Genomic DNA, 15154 nt, shown 5'->3' with positions numbered 1-15154 from the left:
CGCGAGCTCCTGTGGGCGCCGATCGGGCACACTGGCCTGATCCCGCACCACACCACAGGAGCGCACGGTGAGCACGGTGAGCAAGCACGCAGAGGTCACGCACAACGGCGGTCAGCAGGGCGAGGCCACGCACCTCGATCCCCTCGACGGGCTCCGCGCCGCCGACGACCCCTGCTGCGACGTGTTCCTCACCGGAACGGTCTTCCTCGACATCATCTTCACCGGCCTCGACAGCGCCCCGGTGCGCGGAACCGAGTCCTGGGCGCGCGGCATGGGCTCCAGCCCCGGCGGCGTCGCCAACATGGCCACCGCCCTGGCCCGCCTCGGCCTGCGTACGTCGCTGGCCGCCGCGTTCGGCGACGACCACTACGGCGAGTACTGCTGGGACGCGCTCGCCGACGGCGAGGGCATCGACTTGAAGATGTCACGCACGGTCCCCGGCTGGCACTCACCCGTCACCGTCTCCATGGCGTACGAGGGCGAGCGGACCATGGTGTCCCACGGCCACGAGGCCCCGCCGCCCGCCGAACCCGGTCCTTTCCCCGACTGCCCCCCACGCGCGCGTGCGGCCATCGCCGCCCTCACCCCCGGCCGGACGGAGGAGTGGATCGCCTCCGCCGCCCGCCGGGGCGCCAAGATCTTCGCCGACGTGGGCTGGGACGAGACGGGCCGCTGGGACCTGGCGGGCCTGACCGACCTGGCGCACTGCGAGGCGTTCCTGCCCAACGCCGCTGAGGCGATGCGCTACACCCGTACCGACTGCCCGCGCGCCGCCGCCCGCGCCCTGGCCGACAAGGTGCCGGTCGCGGTCGTCACGCTGGGCGCGGAGGGTGCGTACGCCGTGGACGGTTCGACCGGGGAGACCGCCGAGGTTCCCGCCATCGCCGTCGAGGCACTCGACCCGACCGGAGCCGGTGACGTCTTCGTCGCCGGATTCGTCACCGGTACGCTCGCGGGCTGGCCACTCGCCGACCGCCTGGCCTTCGCCGGGCTGACCGCCGCCCTGTCGGTGCAGGAGTTCGGCGGGTCGCTGTCGGCGCCCGGCTGGTCGGAGGTCGCGGGCTGGTGGCAGCAGGTGCAGGCGGTCGACGGGCAGGACCCGCAGGCACTGCGGCGGTACGCCTTCCTCGACGGTCTGCTGCCGACGGCGACCCGCGCGTGGCCGCTGCGCCGGGCGGTGCCGACGATCGGCTTCCGCAGGCCCGCTTGAAGGCCCGCTTGAAATGCTCGCTCGACAGGGCCGTACAGCCGGCTCCGAAAAGCCCTCGGCCTTGTCAGTGCACCGACGTAGGCTGGTCTCAAGAGGTTGTCGAGCAGCGAGAACCCTGCAACGGGAGGTATGTGCAGGCCACAGTGCCGGCCCATGACTCAGACACCCACACACCCGCAGGCCCGCGCCCAGTTCACCGTTCCTGCCAGGCACCCGATGGTGACGGTTCTGGGCTCCAGCGACTCCCTGTTGCGCGTGATCGAGAAAGCGTTCCCCGACGTGGACATCCACGTGAGGGGGAACGAGGTCAGTGCGCTGGGCGATGCGACGGACGTCGCACTGGTCCAGCGCCTGTTCGACGAGATGATGCTGGTGCTCCGCACCGGACAGCCGATGACGGAGGACGCGGTGGAACGCTCGATCGCCATGCTGAGGGCAAGCGAGAACGGGGACGGCCAGGACGAGACCCCGGCCGAAGTGCTCACGCAGAACATCCTCTCCTCGCGTGGTCGCACGATCCGCCCCAAGACGCTCAACCAGAAGCGGTACGTCGACGCCATCGACAAGCACACCATCGTCTTCGGCATCGGCCCCGCCGGTACGGGCAAGACGTATCTCGCCATGGCCAAGGCGGTCCAGGCCCTGCAGTCCAAGCAGGTCAACCGGATCATCCTGACCAGGCCCGCCGTCGAGGCGGGCGAGCGGCTCGGCTTCCTGCCCGGCACGCTCTACGAGAAGATCGATCCGTACCTGCGCCCGCTCTACGACGCCCTGCACGACATGCTCGACCCCGACTCGATCCCGCGCCTGATGGCGGCGGGCACGATCGAGGTCGCCCCGCTGGCGTACATGCGAGGACGGACGCTCAACGACGCGTTCATCATCCTGGACGAGGCGCAGAACACCAGCGCCGAGCAGATGAAGATGTTCCTGACGAGGCTCGGCTTCGACTCGAAGATCGTCGTCACGGGTGACGTCACGCAGGTCGACCTGCCGGGCGGGACGCAGAGCGGTCTGCGCCAGGTCCGGAGCATCCTGGAGGGCCTCGACGACGTCCACTTCTCCCTCCTCACGTCGCAGGATGTCGTCCGGCACAAGCTGGTCGGCCGTATCGTCGACGCGTACCAGAAGTACGACGACAGCCAAAACGGGCTGTGATTTCGAAGCAGGGGTAGATCCAGCACCATGTCGATCGACGTCAACAACGAGTCCGGAACCGAGGTCGACGAGCAGGCGATCCTCGACATCGCCCGCTACGCGCTCACCCGGATGCGGATCCACCCGCTCTCCGAACTCTCGGTGATCGTCGTGGACACGGCCGCCATGGAGCAGCTCCACATCCAGTGGATGGACCTCCCCGGCCCGACGGATGTCATGTCATTCCCGATGGACGAGCTGCGTCCGCCGTCACGGGACGATGACGCCGCGGAGCCCCCGCAGGGGCTCCTCGGTGACATCGTGCTCTGCCCCGAAGTAGCGCAGAAGCAGGGCGAGGAAGCCGACACGCAGCACTCCATGGACGAGGAGCTCCAGCTCCTCACCGTCCACGGTGTGCTGCACCTGCTCGGTTACGACCACGAGGAGCCGGACGAGAAGGCCGAGATGTTCGGCCTCCAGGCGGCGATCGTCGACGGCTGGCGATCGGAGAAGGGCCACACCGGTCCGTCCCCCGCGCCGACCGTTTCATGACCGCCCAACTGATCACCGGCGCCGTCCTGCTGGTCGTGGTCGCCTGGCTGGCGGCCTGCGCGGAGGCGGGCATCGCCCGCGTCTCCAGCTTCCGGGCCGCCGAGGCCGTACGGTCGGGCCGGCGCGGGAGCGCCAAGCTGGCGCAGGTCGCCTCCGACCCGGTCCGGTACCTCAACGTCGCCCTCCTGATGCGGGTGGCCTGCGAAATGGCCGCAGGTGTCCTCGTCACGTACGCGTGCCTGCGCGAATTCGACGAGACCTGGGAGGCATTGACCATCGCGATCGCCGTGATGGTCCTCGTCTCGTACGTCGCCGTCGGCGTCTCGCCGCGCACCATCGGCCGCCAGCACCCGCTCAGCACGGCGACCGCGTCCGCGTACGTGCTGCTGCCGCTGGCCCGCGTCATGGGCCCCATCCCGCAGCTGCTGATCCTCATCGGCAACGCGCTCACCCCAGGCAAGGGCTTCCGCAAGGGCCCCTTCGCCAGCGAGGCCGAGCTGCGCGCGATGGTCGACCTTGCCGAGCAGGAGTCCCTGATCGAGGACGACGAGCGCCGCATGGTGCACTCCGTCTTCGAGCTCGGCGACACGCTCGTACGCGAAGTGATGGTCCCCAGGACCGACCTGATCTCCATCGAGCGCTACAAGACGATCCGTCAGACCCTCACCCTCGCCCTGCGCTCCGGCTTCTCCCGTATCCCGGTGACCGGCGAGAACGAGGACGACATCGTCGGCATCGTCTACCTCAAGGACCTGGTCAGGAAGACCCACATCAACCGTGACTCCGAGTCCGACCTGGTCTCCACCGCGATGCGCCCCGCCGTCTTCGTCCCCGACACGAAGAACGCGGGCGACCTGCTGCGCGAGATGCAGCAGGAGCGCAACCACGTCGCCGTCGTCATCGACGAGTACGGCGGCACGGCAGGCATCGTCACCATCGAGGACATCCTCGAAGAGATCGTCGGCGAGATCACGGACGAGTACGACCGTGAACTGCCGCCCATCGAGGAGCTGGACGACGGCTGCTACCGGGTGACCGCCCGGCTCGACATCGGCGACCTCGGTGAGCTCTTCGGCTTCGACGAGTTCGACGACGAGGACGTGGAAACGGTCGGCGGGCTGCTCGCCAAGGCGCTCGGCCGCGTGCCGATCGCGGGCGCGTCCGCGGCGGTGGACCTCCCCGACGGGCGCTCACTGCGCCTGACCGCGGAGTCACCGGCCGGCCGCCGGAACAAGATCGTCACGGTACTGGTGGAGCCACAGGAGAAGGGGGCGGCATGACGCCGCAGGAACTCAGGGCGTTCTGTCTGGAATTCAACGCGGTGACGGAGGAGTTCCCCTTCGGCCCCGAGACTTCGGTCTTCAAGGTGCTCGGGAAGCTGTTCGCGCTCAGCGCCCTGGACGCCGAACCGCTCACGGTCAATCTCAAGTGCGAGCCGGAGATCGCCGTCCAGCTCCGCGAGGACCACAAGGAGATCGTCCCGGGCCGGCACATGAACAAGCGCCACTGGAACACGGTCACCGTCGACGGGCAGCTCCCGGACCGCAGGGTCCGGGAGCTGATCGAGGACTCGTACGACCTGGTGGTGGCCGGTCTCCCCAAGGCGGAACGCCTCCGGCTGGACCGGCCCTGACACGGCGAGCACCGTCAAGCTGCAGTGGTTGGTCTCGCCCGAGGGGCGGCGTGGCTCGATGTACCCGGTCGCGGGCTGAGCGGTGACCGCTCCTTATGCTCGGGGCATGACTGAGACCACGCCGAGCACCGAACTCGACCCCGAGGACCGCAAGATCATCACGCTGGCGCGCAGCGCGCGTGCGCGTAATGGAGTGCCGGAGGGGGCGGCTGTGCGGGACGAGACGGGCCGTACGTACGTCGCCGGCACCGTCGCCCTCGACTCGTTGCAGCTGAGCGCGTTGCGGACGGCGGTCGCGATGGCCGTCGCGAGCGGGGCGAAGTCGTTGGAGGCGGCGGCGGTGGTGACCGACGCGGCGGCCGCGTCGGAGGAGGACCGGGCGGCGGTGCGGGACCTGGGCGGCCCCGGGACGCCGGTGCTGGTCGCGGGGCCGGACGGGGTGCTGCGGGTCAGCGTGACTGCGGGCGGCTGAGACGCGGGCGCGCGTGCGGGCGGGTGCGGGTGCGGGGCGCGTGCGAGCCGCCTCGCGGCGCTGCTCCCGTCCCCGCGCCCCGGGACGCCCTCCGGCCGTGTCCTCAAACACCGGCCGGGCTGGATTTCGCTGAGCGTCGCTCGAACGAGCCGCGCCCAGCGAACCATCCCGCGCCGGCAGTTCCAGCACCGCCCGGTACATCCAGCCCCTCCGGTGTTTGAGGAGCGGGGTCTGGGGCGGAGCCCCGGTTGTGGGAAGGGGCGGGCAGGGGAAAGGGCCCCGCAGGGCCGCTCCCGTGGGGTGCCCGGGCCGCCACTGGTCGGCCCTGCGGCGTACATCGGGGAGAATGGCACGCATGAGCGCTCGCACACAGTCTTCCGAGGCCCCCCACCGGGCCGGCTTCGCCTGCTTCGTCGGCCGCCCCAACGCGGGCAAGTCCACCCTGACGAACGCTCTGGTCGGCCAGAAGGTCGCCATCACCTCCAGCCGGCCGCAGACCACGCGCCACACCGTGCGCGGCATCGTGCACCGCCCCGAAGCGCAGCTGATCCTGGTCGACACCCCCGGCCTCCACAAGCCGCGCACGCTCCTCGGCGAGCGCCTCAATGACGTCGTACGCACCACCTGGGCCGAGGTCGACGTGATCGGCTTCTGCCTCCCGGCCGACCAGAAGCTCGGCCCCGGCGACAAGTTCATCGCCAAGGAGCTCGCGGGCATCAAGAAGACGCCCAAGGTCGCCATCGTCACCAAGACCGACCTCGTCGACTCCAAGCAGCTCGCCGAGCAGCTCATCGCCATCGACCAGCTCTCCAAGGAGCTGGGCTTCGAGTGGCAGGAGATCGTCCCGGTGTCCGCCGTCGGCGACAGCCAGATCTCGCTCCTCGCCGACCTGCTGGTCCCGCTGCTGCCGGAGAGCCCGCCGCTCTACCCCGAGGGCGATCTCACCGACGAGCCCGAGATGGTGATGGTCGCGGAGCTGATCCGCGAGGCCGCGCTCGAAGGCGTACGGGACGAGCTGCCGCACTCCATCGCGGTAGTCGTCGAGGAGATGCTGCCGCGCGAGGACCGCCCCGCGGACAGGCCGCTGCTCGACATCCACGCCAACGTCTACATCGAGCGCCCCAGCCAGAAGGGCATCATCATCGGCCCCAAGGGCCAGCGCCTGAAGGACGTCGGTACGAAGTCGCGCAAGCACATCGAGGCGCTGCTGGGCACGCCGGTCTTCCTGGACCTGCACGTGAAGGTCGCCAAGGACTGGCAGCGGGACCCGAAGCAGCTGCGCAAGCTCGGCTTCTGAGTCACAGCGCCGCTTCTCCCGGGCCCCTTCTCTCAGGCCGCTTCTCTCAGGCTCCTTCTTTCAAGACCTGCGAGATGAGCCGGCTCTGCGCCTCGGTCAGCCGTGGGTCCGCGCAGTAGACGGTCTCCCCGTCGACCGTGATCTGGTAGCTGAATCCGTCCGGCACGCCGACCGGCGGCGTGCCCCGGCCGGCGGCGACCGCCTCCTCGACCAGGGTGTGCCACTCACCCGCGTCCGGCCGTCCGGAGGTGTCCACCTCGGCATAGCGCTCGATGCCGGCGAATCCGCCCGTACGCCTTACCCCAATTCGCATGGTTCCCGTTCTAGTACGGATACCGCTCAGCCGGTAGGCACCCCGACCCGGGACCACGCTTTCAGCAGAGCCTCCAGCTCCTCGCCGTCACCGAAACGGCCCTGCGCGGCCGCCACGGTGGCCCGGGCGAAGTCGGCGAAGCTCGCGTCGACCTGGAGGCTCCCGGCGGTCAGGGTGTCGTACCAGATCTGCCCCGCCCGCTCCCACGCCTTGCCGCCGAGGTCCGTGGCGAGCAGGTAGAAGGCGTGGTTCGGGATGCCGGAGTTGATGTGCACGCCGCCGTTGTCCCGGCCGGTGCGGACGTAGTCCTCCATCTTCGCGGGCTGCGGGTCCTTGCCGAGTACGTCGTCGTCGTACGCCGTGCCGGGCGCCTTCATGGAGCGCAGGGCCACCCCGGTGACGCGCTCGGTCAGCAGGCCCGCGCCGATCAGCCAGTCGGCCCGGTCGGCGGTCTGGTCGTTGACGTACTGCTTGACCAGGGAGCCGAAGACGTCGGACACCGACTCGTTGAGCGCGCCGGGCTGGCCGAAGTACGTGAAATTCGCCGTGTACTGCGTCAGGCCGTGGGCCAGCTCGTGGGCGATGACGTCCACGGGGAGCGTGAAGTCGCGGAAGATCTCGTCGCCGTCGCCGAAGACCATCTGCTCGCCGTCCCAGAAGGCGTTCCCGTAGTTCTCGCCGTAGTGGACGCTCGCGACGAGCGGCAGGCCGTTCCCGTCGACCGAATTGCGCTCGAAGGCCTTGAGGAGGAGTTCGAAGGTCGCGCCGAGGCCCGCATACGCGCGGTTGACGGTCGCGTCCTGGCCGGGCTCGTCGCCCTCGCCGCGCACTTTGACACCGGGCAGCTGCTGCCGGTGCTGGGCGTCGTAGAGGGTGCGGTGCGGCTGGTCGCCGGCCGCGCCCGCCGACGGGGCGGCCGGGCGGGCGCCGAGCACCGTGGTCAGCCGGCGGTGGGTTCGCTGCGCGGCGTCCGCTTCGAGGGTTCGGCGGGCGGGGCGCGCCAGAGCCGGGTCGTCGGCCTGGGCGAGCTTGTCGAGGACGTGGGGCGGCACGATGGTGCAGAACACGGGGTGGATGGCCTTCATGGCCGCAATGTGGCACTGCGTCACCGCGCTGTCACTACTTGCGACCATGATTGATGAAATCGAGTGAAGGGTCACTTTCGCCCGTTACTCCCCCGTTACCGGTGAAGCGGTCCCGCATACTGATACGGGACCGGCGATTCCGGCTTCCCTCGGCTAGGCTGCGGCACATCATGCGTTACGGGCTGCTTCTCCTTAGCTGCCGCGGCGAGGGTCTGTAGTTCCAGGCCGACCCCCTCCCCGCGGAGTCTGGTGCTGCAGCGACACCGTCGGCCGTCCCCTTTGCAGGACACCGAGGAGCCCTACGCGATGAATGCCCCTGTTGGCCGCCCCACGCCGATCACCAACGCGACGCAGCTGCAGAAGCCGTCCGGGATGCCGGTCCACAAGTACGGCAAGTACGAGGCCGTAGACATCCCCGACCGCACCTGGCCGGAGAACCGGATCACCCGCGCCCCCCGCTGGCTGTCCACCGACCTGCGCGACGGCAACCAGGCCCTGATCGACCCCATGAGCCCCGCGCGAAAGCGTGAGATGTTCGACCTGCTCGTACGCATGGGCTACAAGGAGATCGAGGTCGGCTTCCCGTCGTCCGGCGAGACCGACTTCAACTTCGTACGCTCCATCATCGAAGAGGGCGCGATCCCCGAGGACGTGACGATCTCCGTCCTGACCCAGGCGCGCGAAGAGCTGATCGAGCGGACCGTCGAGTCGCTGGTCGGCGCCCGGCGCGCCACCGTGCACCTGTACAACGCCACCGCGCCGACCTTCCGCCGGGTGGTCTTCCGGGGCTCCAAGGAGCAGGTCAAGCAGATCGCCGTGGACGGCACGCGGCTGGTCATGGAGTACGCCGACAAGCTGCTGGGCCCGGAGACGATCTTCGGCTACCAGTACAGCCCGGAGATCTTCACCGACACCGAGCTGGACTTCGCCCTGGAGGTCTGCGAGGCCGTCTGCGACGTGTGGCAGCCGGAGGAGGGCCGGGAGATCATCCTGAACCTGCCCGCCACCGTCGAGCGCTCCACGCCGTCCACGCACGCGGACCGCTTCGAGTGGATGTCGCGGAACCTGTCCCGGCGTGAGTACGTCTGCCTGTCCGTGCACCCGCACAACGACCGGGGCACCGCCGTCGCCGCCGCCGAGCTGGCGATCATGGCGGGCGCCGACCGCATCGAGGGCTGCCTGTTCGGGCAGGGCGAGCGCACCGGCAACGTCGACCTGGTCACCCTGGGCATGAACCTGTTCTCCCAGGGCGTCGACCCGCAGATCGACTTCTCGCAGATCGACGACATCCGCCGCACCAGCGAGTACTGCAACCAGATGGAGGTCCACCCGCGCCACCCCTACGCGGGCGACCTGGTCTACACCGCCTTCTCCGGCTCCCACCAGGACGCCATCAAGAAGGGCTTCGACGCGATGGAGGCCGAGGCGGCCGCCGCCGGCAAGACGGTCGACGACATCGAGTGGGCCGTGCCGTACCTGCCGATCGACCCGAAGGACGTCGGCCGTTCGTACGAGGCCGTCATCCGGGTCAACTCGCAGTCCGGCAAGGGCGGTATCGCGTACGTCCTGAAGAACGACCACAAGCTGGACCTGCCGCGCCGCATGCAGATCGAGTTCTCGCGGATCATCCAGGCCAAGACCGACGCCGAGGGCGGCGAGGTCACGCCGAAGGCGATCTGGTCGGTCTTCCAGGACGAGTACCTGCCGAACGCCGAGAACACCGGGACGCGATGGGGGCGGATCCAGCTGCGTTCCGGCCAGACCACCACCGACACGGACGGCCAGGACACGCTGACCGTCGAGGCGGTCGTGGACGGCGTCGACACGGTGCTGACCGGCACCGGAAACGGCCCGATCTCGGCCTTCTTCGAGGCACTGGGCGCGGTCGGCGTGGACGCCAGGCTGCTGGACTACCAGGAGCACACGATGAGCGAGGGCGCGAGCGCCCAGGCCGCGTCGTACATCGAGTGCGCGATCGACGGCAAGGTGATGTGGGGCATCGGCATCGACGCCAACACCACGCGCGCGTCGCTGAAGGCGGTCGTTTCGGCCGTCAACAGGGCTACGCGCTGACACCTTGAGGCTCCGGTTCCCAAACGCCGGGCGGGCCGATTTTCGGCCACGCCCGGCGTTTCGCGTACCTCTTGCTGCGACAGGGTGCTGACGCGACATCACGGATGTGGCTAACATCACGGCAACGCGGCAGGGTTGCCGGAGCGTTACGGAGGTGCGACGTGCTGCCAGTGCGAGGGCGGAAACAATGCGTATGGGGCATTCGCACCGTTTGGAACACCGTCGGCGACGGTGATTTCTTCTGCCCGGACTGCGGCGGCGACCGCAACTACCGGCGCCGTACGGGCCGCAGACGCTTCACCGTCCTCGGCGTCCCGCTGCTGCCGCGCGGTTACGCGGGTCCGGTCATCGAATGCGCCGCCTGCCTGACCCACTTCGGCACCGAGGCACTCGACCACCCGACCACCGTCCGGTTCTCCGCGATGCTGCGCGACGCCGTCCATACCGTCGCCCTCGCCGTCCTCGCCGCGGGCGGCACGTCCTCCCGTACGGTCAGAGTCACCGCCGTCGCGGCCGTCCGCGCCGCCGGGTTCGACGACTGCACCGAGGACCAGCTCACCACCCTCATCGAGGCACTGGCCGCCGACACCGGGCGACTTCCCGGGGCGTACGAAGGGACCTCCGAGCCCTGCGGCGCCGCGCTCGCCATCGAACTGCACGAGGCACTCGAACCCCTGGCCCCGCACCTCGCGCCCGGCGGCCGCGAATCGATCCTGCTCCAGGGCGCCAGGATCGCCCTCGCCGACGGCCCGTACAGCCCCGCCGAGCGCGAGGTACTGACGATCGTCGGCGGCGCGCTGCTGATCTGCCCGGACGACACGGCCCGGCTGCTCGCGACGGCGCGTACACCGTCCTGATCCGGTGCCTACTCCCCGGGGAGTGACGCGCGCCCCGCGCCACCGACGGAAGTAGCCCCAACTCGGCCGTGAGCGCGACGTACCGGCCCCCGTGCGACGGGAGTCTGGATTCGACCCAGACGCCCACGCCGGAGGGAGGCCCACGATGGGGGCCCCGACCAGTGCAGACACGCAGCGACGGGGGCGATCCGCCCTGCCCTGGGGCTTACTCGCCCTGTGGGTGATCGCGATCGCCCTCGCCGCGCCGTTCGCCGGAAAGCTCGGGGACGTCCAGCGCGACCGGGCCGTCGACTATCTGCCGGCGAGCGCCGACTCCACCCAGGCCGCCAAGATCCAGTACGAGCTGCCCGGCGGCGAGTCCACCGACCTCGTGCTCGTCTATCACCGCGACGGCGGGCTCACCGCCGCCGACCGGGCCGTCGCTGAGCGTCAGACCGGCAGGGTCGCCGACAGCCACACGCTGACAGCGCCGCCGCAGGGCATACCGTCGAAGGACGGCACGACCCTGATGTACCCGGTCTCCGGCACCGAGCCGGGTCAGGACGAAGAAGCCAGGGACGCCTTCGTCAACGCCGTGCGTGAAATCGCCACCCGGGACCGGGCCCAACTCGTCATCGTCGCGTACGAGTCGGGCCTGGTCCGCCCGGCTCAGTCCTGAGCCGGGGTGCTCGCCCGCAGCATCGCCTCACGGTCGACGATCTTCACGCGCTCGCGTCCCTCTGCGGCGCCCAGCGCGCGCTCCGCGCTGTCGAGGTGGTGCCAGCCGTCCCACGTCGTGTACGGGACGGCGCTGCTGTCGAGGAAGGCCACGACGGCGTCCTCGGCGGGCGCGGCCGGGGCGAGCAGCCGGCCTTCGCTGTGGTCCGCCAGGAGGTTGGCCACTGTCTCGTTGGCGTCGCCCTTGGTGTGGCCGATGAGACCGATCGGGCCGCGCTTGATCCACCCCGTGACGTACGTCGAAGGAAGGTGCGCGCCCGCCTCGATGACGCGGCCGCCCTCGTGCGGGACGGTGCCGGTGGTGAAGTCGAACGGCAGCTTGGGAAGCTCGTCGGAGAGGTAGCCGACCGCGCGGTAGACGGCCTGTACGTCCCAGGTCTGCGTCTCGCCCGTGCCGGTGACGTTGCCGGTGCCGTCGAGCTGCGTACGTTCCGTACGGAGCCCGACGACCCTGCCGTCCTCGCCGACGACCTCGGTGGGTGACTCGAAGAAGTGCAGGAAGAGCTTGTGGGGCCGGTCGCCGGCGTCCCGGATCGCCCAGTTCTCAAGGGTCTTCGCGACCATGTCCGCCTGCTTGTTGGCGCGGCGGGTGGCGATGCTGCCGTCGTCGTAGTCGATGTCCTCGGGGTTGACGATGACTTCGATGTTGGGGGAGTGGTCCAGCTCGCGCAGTTCCATCGGGCTGAACTTCGCCTGGGCCGGTCCGCGGCGTCCGAAGACGTGGATCTCGCGCGCCTTGTTGACGGCGAGACCGTCGTAGACGTTCGGCGGGATCTCGGTGGGCAGCAGCTCGTCGGCGGTCTTCGCGAGGATGCGGGCCACGTCGAGGGCGACATTGCCGACGCCGAGCACGGCGACCTTCTCGGCGTCGAGGGACCAGGTGCGGGGGACGTCCGGGTGGCCGTCGTACCAGGAGACGAAGTCGGCGGCGCCGAACGAGCCGTCGAGTTCGATGCCGGGTATGTCCATCGCCCGGTCGGCGCTGGCGCCGGTGGAGAAGATCACCGCGTCGTAGAAGGCGCGGAGGTCGTCCAGGCCGATGTCGGACGGGTAGTCGACGTTGCCGAAGAGCCGTATCTGCGGCTTGTCGAGCACCTGGTGGAGGGCCGTGATGATGCCCTTGATGCGCGGGTGGTCGGGCGCGACGCCGTAACGGATCAGCCCGAAGGGCGCCGGCATCCGCTCGAAGAGGTCGATGGATACGCCCGGCTCGGAGGCCGCCTCGGATTTCAGCAGGGCGTCGGCGGCATAGATCCCGGCGGGGCCGGCACCGACGATAGCTATCCGCAGGGGGCGGGGCATGGGTGTTCCCTTCGAGCGGCGACAACTGGATGAACCGACAGTTGGACAACTGTCTCCTGCGTCACCCTAGGCAACGAAATGCCCGTTCAGGTACCTGACCCCGGCCTATGACCTCATAAGCGGGGCTTATGGCCGCCCATAGGTTGCCTTGATGAAGGCGGCCCAGCTGGCGGCGCTGATGAGGAGGACGGGGCCGGTGGGATTCTTGCTGTCCCGGACGGGGACGACACCGGGGATGTTGTCGGCGACCTCGACGCAGTCCCCGCCCTCGCCGTTGCTGTAGCTGGTCTTGCGCCACTGGGCGGTACTCAGGTCGTATTCGTGCATCGTCTGTAGTCCTCCGCCGCCGATTCGATCAGGGCCAGGGACGCCTCCGGCGACAGCGCGGCGGCCCTGAGCAGATCGTAGGCGCGCTGTGCACGGTTCACCACTGAGGGATCGTCGAGTAGGTGCCCCGAAAACGAGGTCTCCGTATAGGCAGTTGGCGGGGCGTCCTCGAACTCCATCAGCTTCAGAGTCCCGTTCATGACAGCGTGCGCGCCGACCGAGGTCGGGAGGACCTGTACCAGTACCGCCCGGCTCCGCGCGAGCGTTGCGATGTGTGCCAGTTGCTGAGCCATGGCCGCCGGTCCGCCAACGGGGGTGCGCAATGCGTGCTCATGCAGGATGGCCCAGTAGGCCGGCCTCGTGGCGTCCTTGAGGATGTGCGCTCGCTCTATGCGAGCTGTGACCTTCTCCTCAACGTACTCCTCGGACACGAACGGGTTGGTCGCGATGGTGATCGTCCGCGCGTACGTCGCTGTCTGGAGCAGGCCGGGTACAACCGTGGGTGCGAACTCGCAGATCTTCGTTGCCAGAGCTTCAAGCTCCGCCACTGCCGCAAAGTACGCCGCGAACCGCTTGTTGTTGATGAGCTTTCGGCACATCCGCTCGAAAAAACCAGCGGTTTGTAGCGACTCGTCGATCCGCTCCGCCACATCCAATTGCGGCTTACGAATCGCCTGTTCGAACTGCCCGATGTACGCCCCCGACACAAACACCCGCATGCCCAGCTCCGCCTGCGTGAATCCCGCCGCCTCCCGATGTCGTTTCAGCTCCGCGCCGAAGAATTCCCACGCGGCCTGCCGTGAACCGGATGTGTTGGCCATGGGTTAACTCCCTTGTACTGCTGGCGAGTTGTAGGGCCTGTCGCCCTTCCGATTCTAGATTCATGGCCTCAAGGTGGAGACGCAAACAGCGGAACAAGGAGAAAGAGGGGCGCATGGTGTCAACGGGAATGGGAGAAGGTGAGTTCGTCGTCGATACGTTTACCGGACGCGTCGGACGCGTCGTGGGAAACGAAGGGCCCTATCTTCAGCTCCGGCCCGTCGGCGGCGGACGGGAATGGGGCTGTCCCCCCGGCGACGCGCGACCCGCGACCGCCGTCGAGACCATGCACGCCAAGGTCGCGGCGGCCAATGCGCTCAGCCGGCGTGGGCGGTGAGGGGAATGGCCGCGCACACAGTGATCCTCTTCGGTACGTGGACCCTCCAGCCGGACCGGGAGCCGGACGCCGCGCCTGTGACGTACGCCATGCGCTGCGCGGTCTGCGGGGCCGGGTCCGAGGCCAGTACGGACTTTGCCGAGCCGCAGACCTGGGTGTTCCGGCACGTCGGGCGGAATCCGTCGCACCTGACCTACCAGGAGGTCATCGTCCGGCCGTGGCGGACATGGATGAGGCAGCCGTAAGCCTGCGCGAGAATGGACCGCATGAGCCTGTTCCGCGACGACGGCATCGTGCTGCGCACCCAGAAGCTGGGTGAGGCGGACCGGATCATCACGCTGCTCACTCGCGGTCACGGCCGCGTACGCGCCGTCGCGCGCGGGGTCCGGCGGACCAAATCGAAATTCGGGGCGCGACTCGAACCGTTCTCGCACGTCGACGTGCAGTTCTTCTCGCGCGGCAGCGAGCTGGTCGGGCGCGGGCTGCCGCTGTGCACGCAGAGCGAGACCATCGCTCCGTACGGTGGAGGGATCGTCACCGACTACGGCCGCTACACCGCCGGCACCGCGATGCTGGAGACCGCCGAGCGCTTCACCGACCACGAGGGCGAGCCGGCCGTACAGCAGTACCTGCTGCTTGTCGGCGGTCTGCGCACCCTGGCGCGCGGTGAGCACGCCCCGAACCTCATCCTGGACGCCTTCCTGCTGCGCTCGCTCGCCGTCAACGGTTACGCGCCCAGCTTCACCGACTGCGCGCGCTGCGGCCTGCACGGGCCGAACCGGTTCTTCTCGGTCGCGGCGGGCGGCGTCATATGCGGCGACTGCCGGGTGCCCGGAAGCGTCGTACCCTCGGCGGAGGCCATCGGTCTGCTCAGCGCGCTGCTCACGGGGGACTGGGAGACGGCGGACGCCTGCGAGCCGAGGCACGTCAGGGAGGGCAGCGGGCTGGTGTCGGCGTATCTGCACTGGCACTTGGAGCGCGGACTGCGCTCGTTGCGTTACGTAGAGAAGTGAATTGAGGGAG

The 15154-nt window shown here is 69.2% G+C and carries 17 protein-coding genes and 1 pseudogene; 13 read left to right on the top strand and 5 right to left on the bottom strand.

Annotated features, from left to right (window positions below; all coding sequences use genetic code 11):
- Positions 1 to 76 precede the first annotated feature (76 nt).
- From AC1P0E_RS10490 to era, 7 genes are all read left to right on the top strand, one after another.
- A complete protein-coding gene (locus tag AC1P0E_RS10490; protein ID WP_482741901.1) occupies positions 77 to 1210 on the top strand; it encodes a carbohydrate kinase family protein in 1134 nt (377 codons plus the stop codon).
- Between the two features lie 153 nt (positions 1211 to 1363).
- Positions 1364 to 2368, top strand: coding sequence for a PhoH family protein (locus AC1P0E_RS10485; RefSeq protein WP_482741900.1), 1005 nt, complete (start codon positions 1364 to 1366; stop codon positions 2366 to 2368).
- Positions 2369 to 2395: 27 nt separating this feature from the next.
- Entirely contained in the window at positions 2396 to 2899 is a 504-nt protein-coding gene (gene ybeY / locus AC1P0E_RS10480; protein ID WP_482741899.1) for an rRNA maturation RNase YbeY, read from the top strand.
- Positions 2896 to 4179 (top strand): hemolysin family protein, encoded by a 1284-nt coding sequence (locus AC1P0E_RS10475; protein ID WP_482741898.1) that lies wholly within the window; start codon positions 2896 to 2898, stop codon positions 4177 to 4179. The genes ybeY and AC1P0E_RS10475 overlap by 4 nt, the downstream gene beginning before the upstream one ends.
- Positions 4176 to 4532 (top strand): MmcQ/YjbR family DNA-binding protein, encoded by a 357-nt coding sequence (locus tag AC1P0E_RS10470; RefSeq protein WP_482741897.1) that lies wholly within the window; start codon positions 4176 to 4178, stop codon positions 4530 to 4532. The genes AC1P0E_RS10475 and AC1P0E_RS10470 overlap by 4 nt, the downstream gene beginning before the upstream one ends.
- Positions 4533 to 4638: 106 nt before the next feature.
- Positions 4639 to 5004, top strand: coding sequence for a cytidine deaminase (locus AC1P0E_RS10465; protein ID WP_482741896.1), 366 nt, complete (start codon positions 4639 to 4641; stop codon positions 5002 to 5004).
- Between the two features lie 355 nt (positions 5005 to 5359).
- Positions 5360 to 6301 carry a GTPase Era gene (era, locus tag AC1P0E_RS10460; protein ID WP_482741895.1) on the top strand — a complete coding sequence of 314 codons (942 nt, stop codon included), beginning with the start codon at positions 5360 to 5362 and terminating at the stop codon, positions 6299 to 6301.
- A 46-nt stretch (positions 6302 to 6347) separates the two neighbouring features.
- On the opposite strand, the gene AC1P0E_RS10455 is transcribed toward era, so the two are convergent.
- The gene (locus tag AC1P0E_RS10455; RefSeq protein WP_482741894.1) at positions 6348 to 6614 is read right to left on the bottom strand and encodes a protealysin inhibitor emfourin; all 267 of its coding nucleotides are present in this window, start codon (positions 6612 to 6614) and stop codon (positions 6348 to 6350) included.
- Between the two features lie 26 nt (positions 6615 to 6640).
- On the bottom strand, positions 6641 to 7699 hold the full coding sequence (locus tag AC1P0E_RS10450; RefSeq protein WP_482741893.1) for a M4 family metallopeptidase: 1059 nt from the start codon (positions 7697 to 7699) through the stop codon (positions 6641 to 6643).
- A gap of 306 nt (positions 7700 to 8005) precedes the next feature.
- On the opposite strand from AC1P0E_RS10450, the gene leuA reads away from it, so the two are divergent.
- The 3 genes and pseudogenes from leuA to AC1P0E_RS10435 form a co-directional block, all read left to right on the top strand.
- Positions 8006 to 9772, top strand: coding sequence for a 2-isopropylmalate synthase (gene leuA, locus AC1P0E_RS10445; protein ID WP_482741892.1), 1767 nt, complete (start codon positions 8006 to 8008; stop codon positions 9770 to 9772).
- A gap of 170 nt (positions 9773 to 9942) precedes the next feature.
- Positions 9943 to 10629 (top strand): TerB family tellurite resistance protein, encoded by a 687-nt coding sequence (locus AC1P0E_RS10440; RefSeq protein WP_482745714.1) that lies wholly within the window; start codon positions 9943 to 9945, stop codon positions 10627 to 10629.
- Positions 10630 to 10774: 145 nt separating this feature from the next.
- Positions 10775 to 11218, top strand: a pseudogene (locus AC1P0E_RS10435) (MMPL family transporter); the annotation flags it as partial.
- 59 nt (positions 11219 to 11277) lie between these two features.
- Here AC1P0E_RS10435 and AC1P0E_RS10430 read toward each other — a convergent pair.
- The 3 genes from AC1P0E_RS10430 to AC1P0E_RS10420 form a co-directional block, all read right to left on the bottom strand.
- Complete coding sequence (locus AC1P0E_RS10430; RefSeq protein ID WP_482741891.1) at positions 11278 to 12648, bottom strand: FAD-dependent oxidoreductase; 1371 nt, start codon at positions 12646 to 12648, stop codon at positions 11278 to 11280.
- 126 nt (positions 12649 to 12774) lie between these two features.
- Positions 12775 to 12975: a DUF397 domain-containing protein gene (locus tag AC1P0E_RS10425; RefSeq protein WP_482741890.1), complete on the bottom strand. Its 201-nt coding sequence runs from the start codon at positions 12973 to 12975 to the stop codon at positions 12775 to 12777.
- Positions 12957 to 13796, bottom strand: a complete 840-nt coding sequence (locus tag AC1P0E_RS10420; RefSeq protein ID WP_482741889.1) for a helix-turn-helix domain-containing protein — start codon at positions 13794 to 13796, stop codon at positions 12957 to 12959. Before AC1P0E_RS10420 ends, AC1P0E_RS10425 begins: the two co-directional genes overlap by 19 nt.
- A 128-nt stretch (positions 13797 to 13924) precedes the next feature.
- Here AC1P0E_RS10420 and AC1P0E_RS10415 point away from each other — a divergent pair, with 128 nt between their 5' ends.
- From AC1P0E_RS10415 to recO, 3 genes are read left to right on the top strand one after another with little or no spacing between them, the layout of a single operon-like run.
- Positions 13925 to 14131, top strand: a complete 207-nt coding sequence (locus AC1P0E_RS10415; protein ID WP_482745713.1) for a hypothetical protein — start codon at positions 13925 to 13927, stop codon at positions 14129 to 14131.
- A 5-nt stretch (positions 14132 to 14136) separates the two neighbouring features.
- The gene (locus AC1P0E_RS10410; protein ID WP_482741888.1) at positions 14137 to 14376 is read left to right on the top strand and encodes a DUF7848 domain-containing protein; all 240 of its coding nucleotides are present in this window, start codon (positions 14137 to 14139) and stop codon (positions 14374 to 14376) included.
- A gap of 21 nt (positions 14377 to 14397) precedes the next feature.
- Positions 14398 to 15144, top strand: coding sequence for a DNA repair protein RecO (recO, locus tag AC1P0E_RS10405; RefSeq protein WP_482741887.1), 747 nt, complete (start codon positions 14398 to 14400; stop codon positions 15142 to 15144).
- The last annotated feature ends 10 nt before the right edge of the window (positions 15145 to 15154 follow it).

The sequence above is a fragment of the Streptomyces sp. TRD_SC_5 genome (assembly GCF_056836825.1).
This window is presented reverse-complemented; position numbering and strand designations above follow the sequence as displayed.